This window comes from Microlunatus sp. GCM10028923, assembly GCF_042666975.1.
Lineage (GTDB): Bacteria > Actinomycetota > Actinomycetes > Propionibacteriales > Propionibacteriaceae > Microlunatus.
Genome location: NZ_JBHTFF010000001.1, coordinates 144,953 through 161,263 on the forward strand (window position 1 = coordinate 144,953; position 16,311 = coordinate 161,263).

The 16,311-nt window shown below is 71.4% G+C and carries 15 protein-coding genes; 6 read left to right on the plus strand and 9 right to left on the minus strand.

The genetic code is table 11. The annotated features are described in order from the left end of the window. Positions 1–12: 12 nt before the first annotated feature. Entirely contained in the window at positions 13–1,167 is a 1,155-nt protein-coding gene (locus tag ACFQU4_RS00715; protein WP_377485654.1) for an N-acetylglucosamine-6-phosphate deacetylase, read from the minus strand. Positions 1,168–1,272: 105 nt separating this feature from the next. Here ACFQU4_RS00715 and ACFQU4_RS00720 point away from each other — a divergent pair, with 105 nt between their 5' ends. After that, a complete protein-coding gene (locus ACFQU4_RS00720; RefSeq protein ID WP_377485656.1) occupies positions 1,273–2,253 on the plus strand; it encodes a LacI family DNA-binding transcriptional regulator in 981 nt (326 codons plus the stop codon). 8 nt (positions 2,254–2,261) lie between these two features. Here ACFQU4_RS00720 and ACFQU4_RS00725 read toward each other — a convergent pair whose 3' ends face one another. Then, complete coding sequence (locus tag ACFQU4_RS00725; protein ID WP_377485658.1) at positions 2,262–3,266, minus strand: hypothetical protein; 1,005 nt, start codon at positions 3,264–3,266, stop codon at positions 2,262–2,264. Continuing rightward, on the minus strand, positions 3,263–4,528 hold the full coding sequence (locus ACFQU4_RS00730) for a hypothetical protein (RefSeq protein WP_377485660.1): 1,266 nt from the start codon (positions 4,526–4,528) through the stop codon (positions 3,263–3,265). The genes ACFQU4_RS00725 and ACFQU4_RS00730 overlap by 4 nt, the downstream gene beginning before the upstream one ends. Positions 4,529–4,687: 159 nt before the next feature. Here ACFQU4_RS00730 and ACFQU4_RS00735 point away from each other — a divergent pair, with 159 nt between their 5' ends. Further along, positions 4,688–5,929: a Gfo/Idh/MocA family protein gene (locus ACFQU4_RS00735; protein ID WP_377485662.1), complete on the plus strand. Its 1,242-nt coding sequence runs from the start codon at positions 4,688–4,690 to the stop codon at positions 5,927–5,929. On the opposite strand, the gene ACFQU4_RS00740 is transcribed toward ACFQU4_RS00735, so the two are convergent. The 6 genes from ACFQU4_RS00740 to ACFQU4_RS00765 form a co-directional block, all read right to left on the minus strand. Next, positions 5,823–7,118, minus strand: a complete 1,296-nt coding sequence (locus ACFQU4_RS00740) for an MFS transporter (protein WP_377485664.1) — start codon at positions 7,116–7,118, stop codon at positions 5,823–5,825. The genes ACFQU4_RS00735 and ACFQU4_RS00740 overlap by 107 nt on opposite strands. Further along, on the minus strand, positions 7,115–7,696 hold the full coding sequence (locus ACFQU4_RS00745; RefSeq protein WP_377485666.1) for a helix-turn-helix domain-containing protein: 582 nt from the start codon (positions 7,694–7,696) through the stop codon (positions 7,115–7,117). The genes ACFQU4_RS00740 and ACFQU4_RS00745 overlap by 4 nt, the downstream gene beginning before the upstream one ends. A gap of 61 nt (positions 7,697–7,757) precedes the next feature. After that, a complete protein-coding gene (locus ACFQU4_RS00750) occupies positions 7,758–8,885 on the minus strand; it encodes a hypothetical protein (protein WP_377485668.1) in 1,128 nt (375 codons plus the stop codon). A 305-nt stretch (positions 8,886–9,190) separates the two neighbouring features. Next, the gene (locus tag ACFQU4_RS00755; RefSeq protein WP_377485669.1) at positions 9,191–9,955 is read right to left on the minus strand and encodes an IclR family transcriptional regulator; all 765 of its coding nucleotides are present in this window, start codon (positions 9,953–9,955) and stop codon (positions 9,191–9,193) included. A gap of 239 nt (positions 9,956–10,194) precedes the next feature. Continuing rightward, complete coding sequence (locus ACFQU4_RS00760; RefSeq protein WP_377485671.1) at positions 10,195–11,181, minus strand: Gfo/Idh/MocA family protein; 987 nt, start codon at positions 11,179–11,181, stop codon at positions 10,195–10,197. Between the two features lie 14 nt (positions 11,182–11,195). Further along, on the minus strand, positions 11,196–12,236 hold the full coding sequence (locus ACFQU4_RS00765; protein WP_377485673.1) for a Gfo/Idh/MocA family protein: 1,041 nt from the start codon (positions 12,234–12,236) through the stop codon (positions 11,196–11,198). 208 nt (positions 12,237–12,444) lie between these two features. On the opposite strand from ACFQU4_RS00765, the gene ACFQU4_RS00770 reads away from it, so the two are divergent. The 4 genes from ACFQU4_RS00770 to ACFQU4_RS00785 are packed head-to-tail and all read left to right on the plus strand — an operon-like array spanning position 12,445 to position 16,302. Then, positions 12,445–13,659: an aminotransferase class III-fold pyridoxal phosphate-dependent enzyme gene (locus ACFQU4_RS00770; RefSeq protein ID WP_377485675.1), complete on the plus strand. Its 1,215-nt coding sequence runs from the start codon at positions 12,445–12,447 to the stop codon at positions 13,657–13,659. Further along, a complete protein-coding gene (locus ACFQU4_RS00775) occupies positions 13,656–14,408 on the plus strand; it encodes an amidohydrolase family protein (RefSeq protein ID WP_377485677.1) in 753 nt (250 codons plus the stop codon). The genes ACFQU4_RS00770 and ACFQU4_RS00775 overlap by 4 nt, the downstream gene beginning before the upstream one ends. Next, positions 14,405–15,241 carry an amidohydrolase family protein gene (locus tag ACFQU4_RS00780; RefSeq protein ID WP_377485679.1) on the plus strand — a complete coding sequence of 279 codons (837 nt, stop codon included), beginning with the start codon at positions 14,405–14,407 and terminating at the stop codon, positions 15,239–15,241. Before ACFQU4_RS00775 ends, ACFQU4_RS00780 begins: the two co-directional genes overlap by 4 nt. 5 nt (positions 15,242–15,246) lie before the next feature. Continuing rightward, positions 15,247–16,302 carry an alcohol dehydrogenase catalytic domain-containing protein gene (locus tag ACFQU4_RS00785; RefSeq protein ID WP_377485681.1) on the plus strand — a complete coding sequence of 352 codons (1,056 nt, stop codon included), beginning with the start codon at positions 15,247–15,249 and terminating at the stop codon, positions 16,300–16,302. Positions 16,303–16,311: the final 9 nt, after the last annotated feature.

Consider the following 16,311-nt stretch of genomic DNA (forward strand, 5'->3'; position numbering starts at 1 on the left):
GGCCGTTTCCGGTCAGGACAGGGCGGTTCCGGCGACGACGACCTGGCGCAGCCGGAGCGACGGGTCGCCCGCCGCGAAGTCGAACAAGATCAGATCGGCCGGCCCGCCCGGCTCCAGGGTGCCCCGGCCGTCGGCCAGCAGGCCGGGATTGCCGGTGGCCAGCCGGAGGGCGTCGGCGAGCGACAGCCCGGCCAGCCGGACCCCGCCGGCGACCCCGTTGGCCAGCGGCACGGCGGCGCCGGCGAGATAGGTGTGGTTGGCGTCGCCGAGCCGGCCGTCCGCGGTCAGTACGACGTCGCCGCCGACCGGGGTCCGGTAGCGCCCCGGCGGCATCCCGGCCAGGGCGGCGGTGTCGGAGACCAGGTAGGCCCGGTCGAGCCCCTTGGCCCGCAGCATCGTGGTCAGCGTCGCGGCCGGCAGATGGTGGCCGTCCGCGATGAAGCCGCAGCTGAGCCGGTCCTCGGCGAGCTGGGCCCAGAGGTAGTTCGGGTGCCGCGGCAGCGTGGCGTGGGCGCCGTTGCCGAGGTGGGTGGACCAGCGCGCGCCGGCGTCGACGGCCGCGGTGATCTGTTCCGGGGTGGCGTGGGTGTGGCCGATCGACACCGCGACCCCGCGGCCGGTCACCGCGGCGATGTAGTCGGTCACGCCGGGGTAGTGCGGCGACACGGTGATCATCCGGATCGCGCCCTCGGCGGCTTGCTGCCAGGCCTCGAACTCGGCCAGGTCGGGCGGCCGTACGTGCTCGGCGGGGTGCGCGCCGCGGGCGCCGTCCTGCTCGGAGATGTTGGGGCCCTCGACGTGGATCCCGGCGATCACGTGGGCGGTCAGCGGATCGTTCCGGCGGGCCTCGGCGATCGCGCGCAACGACCGCAGCATCGCCTCCGGCGCCTCGGTGATCACGGTGGCGAAGGTGGTCGTCGTGCCGGCCCGGACCAGGGCGTTGATCATGGCGACGATCGCGTCCGGGGTCACGTCGGGGCCGTTGGCGTCGTGGCCGCCGAAGCCGTTGACCTGGATGTCCACCAGGCCGGGGGCGAGCCACGGAAGCTCGGCGTCCGCGGCGGCCGCGGCCTGCCGTACGTCGGTGATCCGTCCGTCCGCGTACCGGACCTCGATCGGCCGGCCGCTGCCCGGGTCGCGCCCGATGAGCGACTGCTGCTGGGTCATAGGGCTGAATCTTCGCATGCAACCGATTGCAGATCAACGCCGCGATTCCGGTCCGCTGGGTGTAGTGTCACTGAACGTCCGGCCTGCGAAGGGAGGAAGTCGGCGGTGAGCAAGGTGACAATCTACTCGATCGCCGAGGAGCTCAATGTCTCGGCCTCGACGGTGTCGCGTGCCTTCAGCAGGCCCGAACTGGTCAAGTCCGACGTCCGGGAGCAGATCCTGGCCCTGGCGGAGCGGCTCGGCTACCAGCCCAACAAGACCGCCCGGCGGCTGGTCACCGGGGTGACCGGGGCGATCGGGCTGTTCGTGCCCGACATCACCAACCCGTTCATGCCACCACTGGTCCGGGCGATCCAGCAGGCCGCGGTCGAACGGGACGCGTCGGTGCTGCTGGTCGACGCCGAGGAGGACAGCCGGGCCGAGCTCGGCTTGATCACCCGGATCGCCGGTCAGGTGGACGGCATGATCATCGTGTCGCCGCGGTCGGCCAGCTCGGTGATCAAGCAGGCCGTCGGGCGCAAGCCCGCGGTGTTGATCAACCGGGTGATGGACGGCGTTCCGTCGGTGGTCTGCGACAACACGTCGGCGCTGCGGGAGGCCGGCAGCTACCTGGTCGAGCTGGGGCACCGGACGATCGCCCTGCTGCGCGGTCCGTCGGCGTCCTGGGCGGCGCAGCGCCGGTCCGAGGCGGTCCGGACCTGGGCCCGGAAGGCCGACGTGACCTTGATCGAACTCGGCCCGTTCGACGCCTCCTTCGACGGTGGCCGGGCCGGTGCCGAGGCGTTCGCGGCGTCCGGGGCGACCGCGGTATTCGCCTTCGATGATCTTGCCGCCTGCGGCGTGGTGGCCGGGCTGGCCGACCGCGGTCTGCGGGTGCCCGAGCACCGGTCGGTGATCGGCTGCGACGACGTGCTGCTGGCCCGGGTGCTGACGCCCAGCCTGACCACGATCACCGCGCCGGTGGACGACCTCGGGACCACGGCGGTACGGATGCTGGAGGAGGCCCTGGCCGGCAACGACCCGGACCCGGTCCGGCTGCCCGGCGCCTTCGTCCCGCGGGACTCCACCGGGCCCGCCGCGCCCTGAGCAGGAGATCAGACGCGCACTGAGCCTGTCGAAGTGCCAGGCGCGATCGAGCCTTGCCCTTCGACAGGCTCAGGGAACGTGTTCGACGCGGCCCCGAGCGCTTCCGCGAGCCAGTGACCGCAGGCTGCGACGACATGCGCCGGCGGCGGATGGCCGCGGTCGTGCAGCAGGGTGCTGAGTCCGTACGGATCCGGCCAGGCCGGCCGGGCCCGCTCGGCCAGCGGCAGGTTGGCCGGGCCGTCGCTGTCGCCGCCACCGGCCAGCAGGAACGGCCGCGGTGCCACCAGCCCGAGCAGTTGATCATGGTCGCGGTCCGGCCGATGATCACCGAGATACCAGGGCGCGTCCCAGTTGGAGTGGTCGAGCCCGAGCCCCGGTTCATGGGCCACCGCGGCGGCGATCCGCTGGTCCAGCGCGGCGAGGTGCAGGGCGAGCTTGCCGCCCAGCGAGTGACCGAAGACGCCGAACCGGTCCAGGTCGAGGCCGGCCAGGCCGAGCCGGCCGGCGGCGCCCGGCTCGGTGAGCTGGTCGAGAACGAGCCGGAGATCGGCCACGCTGCGGCCGAGCCCGGTGATCGACAACCGCTCGGCGTGCCGCCGGGCCGGCGGTCCGTAGCGGCCGGCCAGGTCGAGCGGTGCGTCGTCGGCCGCGGTGACCTCGAACCACCACGGCACCGCCAGCACCGCGAGCCCGTACGCCAGCAGGGCGGAGCCGTGCGCGCGGGACGGCTGGCCCGGCGGTCCCGCCGGTCGCCGGCCGACCAGCCCGAACAGCGGCTCCACCTCGTAGAAGGGCATGATCACCAACGGACGCGGACCCGCACCGTCCGGCCGGACCAGCAGGCAGTCCAGGTCGTCGCCGAAGCTGTGCAACCGCAGTACCTGGCCGGTCCGGTCGCCGACCGGCCGCTCGGTGATCATGGTCAGTGAGCCCGACGGATCCGGTGCCGCGCCGAGCCATTCGGTCCACCAGGCCCGGGCGGCCTGCTCACGGCCGGACTCCTCGGTGATCATGACTCCAGCGCGCGGTCGATCTCGGCCAGCACGACCGCTTCCACCGACGGGTCGAAGACGCCGGGCAGGCCGAAGTAGTACGGCGACTCGGCCGGCTCGTAGCCGCCCTCGGCCAGGTGCTGCGCGGTGATCAGATAGCCGGTCATCCCGTTCGTGTAGCCGAGCACGATCGCGCCGGAATCCGTGCTCTCCTTGGCGTGGCGGCCGAACCGGGTGACCAGTTCGGCGGAGAAGCCGAGGAACCGGGTCGATTCGGTCAGCCGGAGGTCGGTCAGCCGTACGGTGACCGGCGCGGCCAGTCGGTCCGGGTCGGCCAGCATCAGCCGGGCCCACTCGGCCACCGGCCCGTCGCCGGCCGCCAGGGCTCGCAGGTCGTCCGGGGTCCGGCGGTCCGGCACCGGGACCTCGAACGGCCGCTCGGTCACCGCGACCGCCGGCGTCTCCGGGCGCCAGGCGCCGGTCCGGAGCAGGCCCTGGACGGCGTCGGCGAGCCGGGCCCCGAACGCCTCCACCTCGGCCTGCTCGGCGGCCGGGAATTCCGTACCCACATAGCGATCCGGGTTCACGTCGCCACAGCATCCCTGCAGGTACAGGGCGACGCCCGCTCCGGAGTTCTCGAGGGCCGACATCGCCGAGCCGGTGAAGTCGGAGGTGATCGCGTTGGCGTGGTGCAGCACCGGATGGCAGGCGTGCTGGACCAGCAGGGCGATCGGGTCGCCGGCGTCGGAGCAGAACCTGATCACGGTCGCCTCGTGATCGAGTTCGGTCGGCGGGTGCGCCCCGCCGGTCCGGGCGTGCCGGCGGTCGACGCCGAGCGGGACCATGATCGACGACCGCTCCACCGTGACCGGCTGGTGGCCGGCCAGGGCCCGCTTCGCCGAGGCGAGGACGGTGTCGACCAGGAGGTCGAGGAACCGGTCGTCCGGCACCCCGAGCGAGCCGAGGAACCGCCGGCCGGCCTGCGGGCCCGAGTGGGTGTGGGTGGCGTGCAGGATCAGGTGATCACGGTCGATCCCGTACGTCTCGTGGAAGCGGTCCTTGATCAGCTCCACGACATCGTCGCCCCAGAACAGCAGGTCGGCCGAGACCAGCAGCACCGGATGATCATGGTCGGTGCCGAGGGCCAGCGTGCGCAGCCGCAGCGGCGACAGGACCTGGTCGGCCGGCCCCTCCGCGGCCCGGGCGGCGAAGCCGGCCAGCGCGATCGGCAACGGCAGCGGCAGGTCGGTGCGGTCGGTTCCGATGGTGATCCGTGCGTTCACTGAGGGCCGCTTTCACTGTGTGAGGAGGAGTTTCCCGCCCGGCAAGATGATCGCGCGATCGGCGAGGATCCGCTTCCGGGCCGACGTTATCGTAAGCCCCGGCTCGGCAACGGCCGGAGCCTGCCCGGCAACGGGCCTGCCCGACGGATGGAGACGGTCATGGCGGACACGGTGCTGCGGTTGGCGGTGGTCGGCGGGCGTCGCGGCCGGCACTTCGGCCGGGCTCTGGGCCGGCTGGCCGACCGGATCCGGCTCACGGCGGTGTGCGACCTGTCGGCCGAGGTGCTCGACGCGTGGCGGGCCGACTTCCCGGCCGCGAGGACGTACCAGCGCTTCGAGGAACTGCTCACCGACGACGAGGTGGACGCGGTCTTCCTGGCCACTCCGCTGCAGCTGCATGCCGGCCAGGCGATCGCGGCACTGGACGCCGGCAAGCACGTGCTCAGCGAGGTCACCGCGAACAACACCCTGGACGAGGGCGCCGCCCTGATCGAGGCGGCGCGGCGGACCGGGCGGACCTACATGATGGCCGAGAACTACTGCTTCATGCGGCCCAACCTGATGGTCGAGAACCTCGCCGGCCAAGGGCTTTTCGGCGAGGTGACCTACCTCGAGGGCGGCTACCTGCACGACTGCCGGCACCTGATGCACACGCCGTCCGGAGAGCTGACCTGGCGCGGCCGGCTGCGGGTGGACGCCGACTCCGTCTACTACCCGACCCACTCGCTAGGGCCGGTGGCCCGGTGGCTGCGGGCCGCGAACGGGCCGGACGACCGGCTGGTCTCGGTGTCCGCCTTCACGACCAGGAACGCGGCCGTCTCCGATCACTTCGCCGAGCAGTTCGGTCATGATCATCCGGGCGCCGATCCGGGGTACTGGCGGCAGGGCGACTCCGGGACGGCGATGATCACGACCAGCTCGGGAGCGCTGATCTCGCTCCGGGTGGACGCGTCGTCGCCGCGGCCGCACAACATGACGCACTATGCGCTGCAGGGCCGGGCCGGCGCCTACCAGTCGGCCCGGTACGAGGGCGAGGATCCGCTGGTGTGGCTGGCCCGGGACGCCGCCCCGGCCGAGCCCGGGACCGAGCCGGAGCGGCACTGGTCGTCGCTGTGGGACTACGCGGAGGCGTACGAGTCCGACCGCTGGCGGGACCGGATGGACGTCGCCGCCGAATCGGGCCACGGCGGCGGGGATTTCTTTGTCCTGGAGGAATTCGCGGCTGCGGTCGCGGAGGGGCGGCCGCCGACGATCGACGTGTACGACGCGGTGCTGTGGAGCTCGGTGGTCCCGCTCAGCGTGGAGTCGATCCGTCGCGGCGGGGCTCCGGTGGAGTTTCCGGACTGGCTGCGCCCGGCCGATCGAACAGCCCCCGGGACAGCAGGCCCGGCACCACGGTGAAGATCAAATAGCACGCGCCGAGCAGGAACAGCGCCGGCGACAGGCCGACCAGCGTGATCAGTCCCGCCGCGACCAGGCCGCCGAACGGCATCCCGGCCCAGGCGAGGGCGTCGCTCAGCCCGCCGACCCGGCCGAGCAGCCGGCGCGGAATCCGTTCGTAGAAGATCGCGCCGAGCATCGGGTTCAGGAAGCCGCTGGCGAGCCCGGCGACACCGTACGCGACGGCGACCGACCAGACCGGCCAGCCCAGACCTAGCACCAGGAACGGCGTCGGGCCAGAGATCGCGAACGCCACGAAGAAGGTGAGCCGGCGGGGCAGCCTCCTGCCGAGCCAGCCGGCCAGCAGTGAGCTGACCGTGGAACAGACCGCCTGGCAGGTCAGCAGCAGGCCGATGGCGCCGACGCCGTGACCGCCGTCGCGGGCCCAGACCGGCAGCAGCACCTGGGCCTTGGCGATGTCGAGCAGGTTGGTGGCAGTGATCATGAACACCAGCAGGGTCAGCAGCCGGTCCTGGAACAGGAACCGGAGGCCCGCGCGGAGCTCGCCCAGGTAGCCGCCCTCGGTGGACGGTTCGGCCGGGTCGGCGTCGAACCAGCGCGGCAGGCCGACCGCGACGATCACCGCCGAGGCCGCGAAACAGAGGGCGGTCACCCCGACGGCGCCGGGCGGGCCGAAGATCATGATCATGCCCGCGGCGATCGCCGGCGCGACCAGCCCGGAGCCGCGCTCGATGGCGCCGAACAGGCCGGTGACGCGCTCCAGCTCGACCCGCGCGGCCTCGGCCACCAGCGGGACCGAGGTCTCCTTGGCGTTGTCGCCCGGCCCGCGGAGCGCACCGGCGACGGCGACCAGACCGAGCAGCAGCGGCAGCGGCAGCAGCCCGGCCAGGTGCAGCAGCGGGATCGCCCCGATGATCACCGCGCTGCCGAGGTCGGCGACCAGGCTCACCCGGCGTTGCCCGATCCGGTCCACCACCGGGCCGCCGAGTGCCTTCACGACGACGTACGGTCCGAGCTCGCAGGCCGCGACCAGCCCGGTGATCGTCACCGAGCCCGTACTGGACAGGACGAACCAGGGGATCGCGATCGCCGAGATCTTGGTGCCGACGTGGGCGATCACCGACACGATCATCAACGACACCAACGGCGTCCTGGTCCGCTTGTCGGCCGGGACCTGGGTCGTGCTCATGGCTGATTGACGTCGTCGAGGAAGAGCTGCAGCTGCACCGCGACCTGTCGGTGTCCCTCCGGCACCGGCTGGTCCGGCCGGTGCAGCGGATATTCCTTGATCAACGCGTGGATCCGGTCGGTCAGCTCGGCCGCCTGCTCGGGGGTGAGCAGCAGCATCACATCCGAGACGTCGAACCGCGGCCGCCACTCGTCCGGCCAGTCCGGCCAGGACTGGGCCGCCTCGGCCAGCCGCTCCACGGCGCGCTGGACGATCTCGGCGTTCAGCAGCCGGCCCGACGCCTGGCTCTCCAGGCTGATCGGGTCGAACTCGGTGGTCCGGTGGTTCGCCCGCCACCAGCGGTCCCGGCGGTTGCCGTGCTCGGTGTCCTCGCTGACGAAGCCGTACCGCTCCAACTGGCGCAGATGGTACGAGAGCGCGCCGCTGGTGGTGTCGAACTCCTTGGCCAGCATCGACGCCGTGGCCCGGCCGTGCCGCCGGAGCCGCCCGAGCAGCCGGATCCGCAGCGGATGGGCGAGCCCGCGCAGGTTGCTGCCGTCGACGACGACCCGGTCCTCGGCCGGAGATGGTTCGCTCACACTGGAGAGCCTAAACCGCAAACATCTCTTTGCAAAAGAACCTTTGCAATCTTGCCGAGGATCAGGAGGCGATCAGCTCCTGGACCGGGCCCCGGTGCAGGGCTCGGTAGACGCGGTCCCGGAGCAGGTTGGCCTCGGCGTCGGTGAGGGTCCGGTCGAGGGCCTGCCAGGTCAGCCGGATCAGGGCGTTGTGCTGACCCGGGCCGATCCGCAGCCGATCGGCGGCGCTCGGCGGAAGGTCCGTGGCGGCGGTGTCGGTCACCACGGCGAGGTCGGCCAGCAGGTCGGCGTCGGGGCCGAGTTCGGCCCGGGCCAGATCGCCGAGCAGTTCCGGATCCGGCGCCTCGTCGATCACGATCGAGATGTCCCGCCGGATCGCCGGCATCACGGAGACGGCGTGCCAGGGTTCCAGGTCGCCGAGCTGCCGTACCGCCTCGGGATGCCGGGACCGCAACAGCCGGATGTCGGCGATCCCCTTTCTGATCATGAGCGCGCGATCAAGCCCGAGTCCCAGGGCCAGCCCGGACCAGACGCCCGGATCAAGATCGGAACGGGTCAGCACGGTCCGCCCCGCCAGGCCGCACTCGGCGAGTTCGAGCCATTCGCCGTCGATGCTGACCTCGACCTGCAGCCCGTGCGAGGTGTACGGGTGCACGGCCGGGATCACCCGCCACCGGGCCCCGGGCAGCACCGCCTGGACGACGGTCCGGGCCAGCCGGTGCAGGTCGTCGACGCCGAGCCTGGTCCCGTTGCTCAGTCGCCACAGGTCGACCTGGTGCGGGGTGCCGACGTGCGTCCGGTCGATCACGTCGCGCCGATAGACCAGCCCGGGCAGGGCCAGGATCTGATCATGACCGGCGGGTGCGTCCCGGAGCCGGTCGAGCAGGCCGGGAACGCCCGCGCTGGTGTGGCTGCGCAGCATCACCGACGGGCTGAGATGCCTTGAATAGCGGGAATCCCGGGTGATGTCGTCGCTCGCGTAGCCGAGCCGGTCGTAGTTGTCGGCGGTGGCGACCAGAGGCGGCAGCCGGTGCTCGACGACGGTCACCCCGGCCTCCCGGCCGACCGCGTCGAGAATCTCGGTCAAGATCAACTGCAGGGAGTGCCGGCCCTGGGCCGGATCGGTCAGATCGGGTACGGCGAGCGCAGCGGACAGCTCGGACGGCGAGAGATAGTGCAGGTGAGACATGGGAGTGGTCCTTCGGATGAGGTCTGAGACGGGGGAGAGAACCCCTCGACCACTCCGGACCGGATCAGCGCAGCGTCAGCACGCCCCGGCCGGACTGCGGCCGAGGGCGAAGAAATCGCCGACTGTCGATCATGATCAAACGATAACCCCGGCCGACCCGATCCTCAAGTCGGCACCGCCTGCCCCGGCTTGGCCCTGGTCGGTTTTTCACGTTCCGTGAAAAACTGGCACTTCCCGCGAGATATAACTCGCGGGAAGCGACAAGAAGTGTCGGGAAGTGGGTCGCGGGCGGCCTGGGCCGGCCGTCAGACGCCGGTGAAGTCCTTGACCAGCGTCTCGGCGGCGCGCTGCAGTTCGGCGGCGACGGCGGGCACCTGATCGGTGGCGAACCGGCTCGCCGGGGCGGACAGGCTGATCGAGGCGGGCAGGCCGATCCCGGGCAGTGGCACCGCGACGCAGCGGCCCTCGTCCTCGTTCTCCTGGTCGTCGATCGCGTAGCCGAGTTCGCGGATCCGGTCCAGCTCGCTCAGGTACGCGCGCACCGAGGTGATCGTGGTCCGGGTCCGGCGCGGCATCCCCTCCGCGGCGAGGATCGCCTTCACCCGGTCCAGGTCGAGGGTGGAGGCGATCGCCTTGCCGAGCGCGGTGCAGTGGATCGGATCCCGGTCGCCCGGCCGGGCCGCGAGCCGGACACTCTTCGGGCTCTCCACGATCTCGATGTAGGAGACCCGGTTGCGGTCCAGGATGCCGAGGTTGATGGTCTCGGAGAACCGGTCCCGCAGCCGGTTCAGCTGCGGCCGCGCCCGGTCGGCCAGCACGTTGAGCTGCTGCGACTGCAGCGGCAGGAACGCTGCCCCGATCCGGAACAGGCCGGTCGGCTCGTCGCGCCGGACGTAGCGCCGTTCCTCCAGCGTCGCCAGGTAACGGAAGGCGGAGCTCTTCGGGAACGCGGCCCGCTCCGCGACCTGGGTCAGCGTGAAGCCCTCGGGATTCTCCTGGATCAGGTCGAGGATGTCGCAGACCCGTTGGACGGCGCGGATCGAGTACGCGTTGGTCGAGGGCTGATCCATCTGCTGACACTCCGGTTTCCGTCGGCGGGCACTCAGATTAGCCTGAATCCGTGGACGGACGCCGTAGCGAGCGGCGTCAGAGGGGTGCGCTGGTGGTGTCGCCGGCGCGAGGGTGGTCTGGTTGACCATTGAGCGTCGGCGACGCCGCCAGCGTGCCCCTCTGGGGTCGCGCAGTAGGCGTGCGTCCACGGATTCAGGCTAAAAGCCCTGCCGGGAAGCCGGTGGCCAGCAACGGGCCATTACCAGGCGAGGGGCGCGCCGCCGGATTCCGCGCTCTGCTGGGCCAGCAGTGCGACCCGGGTGGCGAGCAGGCTCTCCGCGGTGGTCACGGCCGGCTCGGTATCGGCGATGATCGCGTCGAAGAAGAACTGCATCGGCCGCATCGGCGCCTGCAGCGGCTCGGTCCAGGTCGGCCGGTCGTGGGTGGCCACGGTGAGCGTCTCGTAGCCCCAGTCGATCTCCGCGGTGCCCTCGGAGCCGCTCAGCCGCATCCGGTAGTGCCCGTGCAGTTCGGCGGCCTCCGGGGACAGCCAGTTCGCCTCGATGGTGGCGATCGCCGAGCCGGCCCGGAGCAGCAGCGCGACATGATCATCGAAGTCCGGGTGGTCGGCGCTGCGGACGTTGCCGGTCGCCGCCGAGACCGTACCGCTGGTGGCGCCGGTGAAGTACAGAGCAAGATCAACATCGTGCACCGGCAGGTCGCCCGCCGCGCCGCCGTACGCCGCCGAGTCGAAGAACCAGGCCGGCCGGTTGGACTGGGTGAGCTTGTGCGGCCCGGTGCTCGCGATCAAGGCCAGCTCGCCGAGCACGCCCTGGTCGACCAGCCGCTTGGCCGCGACGGTGGCCGCCGAGAAGCGCTTGGTGAACATCAGGCCGAGCCGGCGGTCGCTGTCGGCGAACGCGGCGCCGATCTGGTCCAGCTGCTCCAGCGTGGTGCAGAGCGGCTTGTCCGCGAACACGTGCGCCCCCGCGGCGAGCGCGGTCAGCACGGCCTCGCTGCGCTGCGCGTAGATCCCGGAGACCACGGCGACGTCGACCCGGTGCCGTTCCAGCAGTTCGGCGTGGCTGGCGTAGACGGGCGCCGAAACGCCACCGAGGAAGCGTTCCCGCATGGTGGCGTCGGGCTCACTCGCGCCGACCAGGGCGACGTCGTCGCGCCAGGCGATCTCCTCCAGCGCCTCGCCGATGTGCGGGTGGGCGGCACCGAGCACGGCGACCTGAAGCATGTGTTTCTCCTTGATCAGGAAAGTTCGTCGGGGTTCACGGCGCGGCCGGATTCGGCCGCGGCATAGATCGCGCAGAGCAGGCGCACGGTGGCGACGGCGTCATCGAGGTCCGGCTGGTCCTGCGGGTCCGAACCGAGCGCGCCGATCAACTGCTGCCACTGGGTGACATGGCCGGCGATGCCGATGTTGGCCGGGTCGGCGGCACCGCTCTTGACCTCCTCGCCGGCGGCGGGCCGGGGGACCGGCACGTCCCAGCGGATCACCTCGCCCTGGCCGAGTTCGATGCCGCCGGAGGCGAACTGGAGGGTCACCGTCGCCGGGGTGCCGGGCGGCGTCGCGGTCGAGGTGCTGATCATGCCCAGGGCGCCGGACCGGAAGGCCAGCGTCGCGACCGTGGTGTCCTCGGCGTCGATGTCATGCCCGAGCGTCGCGTACTGGGCGGTGACCGCGCCGACCGGCCCGGCCAGCCAGCGCAGCAGGTCGATGTTGTGCACGCCCTGGTTCATCACGGACCCGCCGCCGGCCGCCATCGAGCCGCGCCAGCCGACCGCCGTGTAGTAGTCGTCGTCGCGCCACCAGTGCACCTGGGTCGCGGCCAGCCGCAGCGGCCCCAGCTCGCCGGCGTCGATCAGGCGCTTGACGTGCGCGTACTCGGTCTCGTAGTGCCGTTGCGCGACCATCCGTACGATCAGGCCGCGGTCGCGGGCCAGCCGCCGGATCTGCTCGGCCTCGGCCACCGCGAGGGTCAGCGGCTTCTCGACCAGCACGTGCTTGCCGGCCTCGAGCGCGGCGAGGGTCAGCTCGCCGTGGGTCTGCGACGGCGCGGCGACGGCGATCACGGAGACGTCGGGGTGGTTGATCACCGCATCCACCGGGAGCTGCTCGGCGTCCGGCCAGCCGGCCTCGGCCGCCTTGGCCGGGCTGCCCCCGCTGTAGGCCACCAGGGAAACGCCCTGATCACCGGAGCCGGCGATCGCCGCGAGCGCCCGGGCATGGGTGACACCGATGCTGCCGAGGCCGACGATGCCGACGCCGAGGCGGTTCGCGGAGATCATAAAGCCCAAACCTAAAGCTTCCCCGATCGGGATGCAACCGATTGCAGATTTCCGTTGTGGGGCCGGTGTGCGACTGCTACAGTTCCTCGAATCAGCGTCTCACCGCACGCACTCCAGGGGTAGCTTCTCAATGACACGGAGTACGGAAATCCCCGGCCCAGACGATACCGATCGCCCGCTCGACTGGGGGCAGAGGTTCGACCGGATCATGCCGTTCGGCTCCAGTACGTCCTCCAAGCGGGCCCGGCTCACCCCGGAGGAGCCGACCGTGATCGTCCGCGGCGACGGGTGCCGCGTGATCGACGACCAAGATCGCGAGTTCATCGACTTCCGCAACTCGCTCGGTCCGGTGACGCTGGGCTACCGGTTCCCGGCGATCGACCGGGCCATCCGCGACCAGCTCGACCAGGGCATCGTCTTCGGGCATCCGCACCCGATCGAGTGCGAGGTGGCGGAGCGGTTCTGTGATCTTGTGCCGGGCATGGAGCAGGCCCGGTTCCTGAAGACCGGCGGTGAGGCGATCGCGGCCGCGATCAGGATCGCCCGCGCGCACACCGGCCGGGAGCGGATCATCCAGGTCGGCTACAACGGCTGGCTGAACAGCCTCGGCGGCGGCGGAGTCGTGCTGCCCGGCCAGGCCGGAGCGGTCGCCGGGGTGCCGAAGGCCCTCAGCGAACTCCATCACCCGGCGGACTGGAACGACGTCGCCGGCGTGGAACGGATCCTGGCCGAGCATCCGGGCGAGATCGCCGCGATCGTCGTCGCGGCCGACTACGCGGGCATCGGCGCCGGCTGGCGGTTCTATCCGGCCCTGCGCAAACTCGCCGATGATCATGGAACGTTGTTGATCTTCGACGAGATCGTGACCGGCTTCCGGATCGCGATCGGCGGCGTCACCGAGTACTTCGGCGTGCACCCCGACCTGGCCGTGTTCGGCAAGGGGATCGCCAACGGGATGCCGATCTCGGTGTATGCGGGCCGGCGCGACGTGATGGCGGCCTGCGGCCCGGGCGGCGCGGTGATCTCGTCGACCTTCGGCGGCGAGACCCTGTCCCTGGCCGCGGCCAAGGCGGCGATGGACGTCTACGTGGAGGAGTCGGTGGTCGGCTACCTGTGGCGGGAGGGCGAGCGGTTCTGGTCCCAGGTGGACCGGCTGCTGGCCGACCATGGCGTGCCGATCACGATCAAGGGCTACCCGCCCTGTCCGGCGTTCGTCGCGGCCGACGGTGCGCCGGCCGGCGTGCTGGACCGCTTCTTCCGGGCGGCCTACCGGCACGGCGTCTCCCTCTACACGATCTCGTACGTGAACTTCAGCCACCGTCCGGAGGACCTGGACGCGGCCCGGGACCGGCTGGCCCGCGCCGCCGCCGACGTGGCCGCGGAACTGGCCGGTGAGTCGGTCGTCGAGGGGGCCCGGTCATGATCATCGACGCGCACACCCACCTGACGGCCGGCGACTCCACGCTGACCGAGCAGGCCGTCGCCGAGTGCACCCGGCTCGGCGTCGACAAGATCGTCTGCTCCTCGATCGCTGGCTATCGGCACTATCCGGTGGACCAGCAGGTCAGCCGGGCCAACGACGCCATGGTCGAGGTGATGGCGGCGCATCCGGACCTGGTGCTGGGCTACTGCTACGTCAATCCGCGACACGGCAAGCCGGCCCTGGACGACCTGCGCCGCCGCGTCGAGGAGCAGGGCATGATCGGGATCAAGCTCTGGGTGGCCACCCGGTGCGACGACCCGCTGGTCGATCCGGTGATCGAGCAGGCGATCGCGTACCGGCTGCCGGTGCTGGTGCACGCGTGGCGCAAGACGGTCGGTCAGCTGTCGTACGAGTCGACGGCGGAGAACGTGGCCCGGCTGGGCGAGCGCTATCCGGAGGCTTCGATCATCATGGCTCACCTGGGTGGCCAGACCGAGAGCGCGATGAACGCGATCGCGCCGTACCCGAACATCCGGACCGACACCTCCGGCTCGCTGATCGGCGGCGCCGAGGTCGCGATCGCCGTCGAACGGCTCGGCGCGGAGCGGGTGATCTTCGGCTCCGACCTGCACGGTGGTGATCTTGCGGTGAACCTCGGCAAGATCATCGCCGCCGAACTGTCGCCGGCCGACCAGGCGCTGGTGCTCGGCGGCAACATGGCGGCCCTGCTCGCGGAGGTACGGCGATGACGACGGCTCCATCGAACGACCTGGATCCGCTGGCGATCTTCGCCACCCAGCGCGGCATCGACCTGACCGCCTTCGTCGGCACCTGGCCGTGGCGGCTGCAGGCGAGCGCAGGTCCGGCCCGGCTGATCGAGCTGGCCGACCGGCTCGGCCTGGAGGCCCTCTGCGTCAGCCACCTGGCGTCGGTCTTCGGCTTCGACACGAACGCCGGCAACGAGGCACTCTGGCAGGCCGCCGCCGATGATCAACGGCTGTGGCCGTTCGTGATCATCAACCCGACCGAGCCCGGCTGGACCGAGGAACTGGAACGGGCGAGCGGCAACGGGGCGCGCGGGATCCGGCTGGTGCCCGCGTACCAGTGGTTCGGGTTGGCCGGCCCGGCGGTCGCGGACCTGTTCGAGGCCGCCGACGAGCTCGGGCTGCCGGTGCAGGTCTGCATCAACCTCGACGACGAGCGGGTCCGGCATCCGCGCTATGCGGTGGATTCGATCGACTCGGCGGCGATCGCCGAACTGATCCGTACCCGGGCCGGTCGCCGGATCGGGTTCAGCGGGATCAAGTACACCGACTGGCCGGAGATCGCGGCGCATCTCGATCATGGACACGACCTGTCCCGGGTGCTGGTCGATCTCTGGTTCACCAACGGGCCGGTCGGCGCGCTCGGTGAGCTGTGCGGGAACGGCCTCGACCGGCTGTTCGGCTTCGGCAGCTGCCATCCGGTGCAGGAGCTGGTCGCGACGGCGTACCAGCTCGGCGCCGCCGATCTCGACCATGATCAACGAGCCCGGCTCTGCGGCGACAACGCGCGGCGCTGGTTCGACGCAGAGGAGGAGTGAACCCGGTGCAGACCGTGCAGGCGGGATTCCAGGCCGGTCACGGCGTGGTGGTGACGGAGGGCAAGCTCGACGAGCCCGGACCGGACGAGGTCCTGATCGCTCCGGCGTTCAGCTTCCTCAGCGCCGGCACCGAACTGATGTCGCTGCGGGCGTTCCGGGCCGCAGAGCCGGACCAGCGGCCGCCGGCTCAACCGGGTTACAGCCAGGCCGGCACCGTGCTGGCCGTCGGCGACCGGGTGGACCGGATTGCCGTCGGGGACCGGGTGGTCGCGATCGGCGCCGGGGCCTTCCACGCGTCCCGCACCCTGGTCGCCCGCAACCTGGTGGTGCCGCTGCCGGACCAGGTGGACCTGGCCGAGGCCGCGACGATGGCCATGTGCTGCTTCGCCCTGGAGGCGGTGCACAAGTCGGCCGCCCGGATCGGACAGTCGGCGATCGTCTTCGGCGCCGGCATGATGGGCCAGCTCGCCGCGCGGCTGTACCGGATCGGCGGCGCGCGGGTGGCGATCATGGACTCGGAGCCGTACCGGCTGTCGTTGGTGCCGTCCGGCATCGCGACCTTCAGCACCGATGATCATGGTTGGGCCGGGCTGGCCGAGTGGGCCCAGCCCTATGGGATCGAGCACGCCTGTGTCGCCTTCGGTGGCGATGCCAGTGACACGATCGAGCGGCTGAAGCCGATCATGTCGACCGCCCCGGACGGGGTGCCGCATGGCCGGTTCGTCTTCCCGGGCGGGGCGAAGGCCACGCTGCTGATGGCCTCCAACCTGGGCAACATCGAGTTCGTCAGCTCGGCCAAGGCCGGGCCCGGCTATCGCGACCCGGCCTACGAGAGCGGCGTCGACTACCCGGCCGTGTACGTCAGCTCACCGGTCCGCCGCAACGTGGAGACGCTGCTCGACTTGATCAGCCGGTCGGCCGACGATCCGCGCCGGCTGGACCTGACCGGCCTGATCACGCACCGGTTCCCGATCACCGAGGCGCCGGACGGCTACCGGCTGGTCGAGGAGTCGCCGGGCGAGGCGATGGCCGTCCTGTTCAGCTACCCGGATCCGGACTGAAGGAGGCCA

Excerpts from the sequence above, each read along its gene's own strand:
- ACFQU4_RS00770 (WP_377485675.1), top strand. The coding sequence starts at position 12,445 with ATGCCGTTCGGCTCCAGTACGTCCTCCAAGCGGGCCCGGCTCACCCCG.
- ACFQU4_RS00760 (WP_377485671.1), bottom strand. The coding sequence starts at position 11,181 with ATGCTTCAGGTCGCCGTGCTCGGTGCCGCCCACCCGCACATCGGCGAG.
- ACFQU4_RS00765 (WP_377485673.1), bottom strand. The coding sequence starts at position 12,236 with ATGATCTCCGCGAACCGCCTCGGCGTCGGCATCGTCGGCCTCGGCAGC.
- ACFQU4_RS00725 (WP_377485658.1), bottom strand. The coding sequence starts at position 3,266 with ATGATCACCGAGGAGTCCGGCCGTGAGCAGGCCGCCCGGGCCTGGTGG.
- ACFQU4_RS00735 (WP_377485662.1), top strand. The coding sequence starts at position 4,688 with ATGGCGGACACGGTGCTGCGGTTGGCGGTGGTCGGCGGGCGTCGCGGC.
- ACFQU4_RS00780 (WP_377485679.1), top strand. The coding sequence starts at position 14,405 with ATGACGACGGCTCCATCGAACGACCTGGATCCGCTGGCGATCTTCGCC.
- ACFQU4_RS00755 (WP_377485669.1), bottom strand. The coding sequence starts at position 9,955 with ATGGATCAGCCCTCGACCAACGCGTACTCGATCCGCGCCGTCCAACGG.
- ACFQU4_RS00750 (WP_377485668.1), bottom strand. The coding sequence starts at position 8,885 with ATGTCTCACCTGCACTATCTCTCGCCGTCCGAGCTGTCCGCTGCGCTC.
- ACFQU4_RS00775 (WP_377485677.1), top strand. The coding sequence starts at position 13,656 with ATGATCATCGACGCGCACACCCACCTGACGGCCGGCGACTCCACGCTG.
- ACFQU4_RS00715 (WP_377485654.1), bottom strand. The coding sequence starts at position 1,167 with ATGACCCAGCAGCAGTCGCTCATCGGGCGCGACCCGGGCAGCGGCCGG.
- ACFQU4_RS00740 (WP_377485664.1), bottom strand. The coding sequence starts at position 7,118 with ATGAGCACGACCCAGGTCCCGGCCGACAAGCGGACCAGGACGCCGTTG.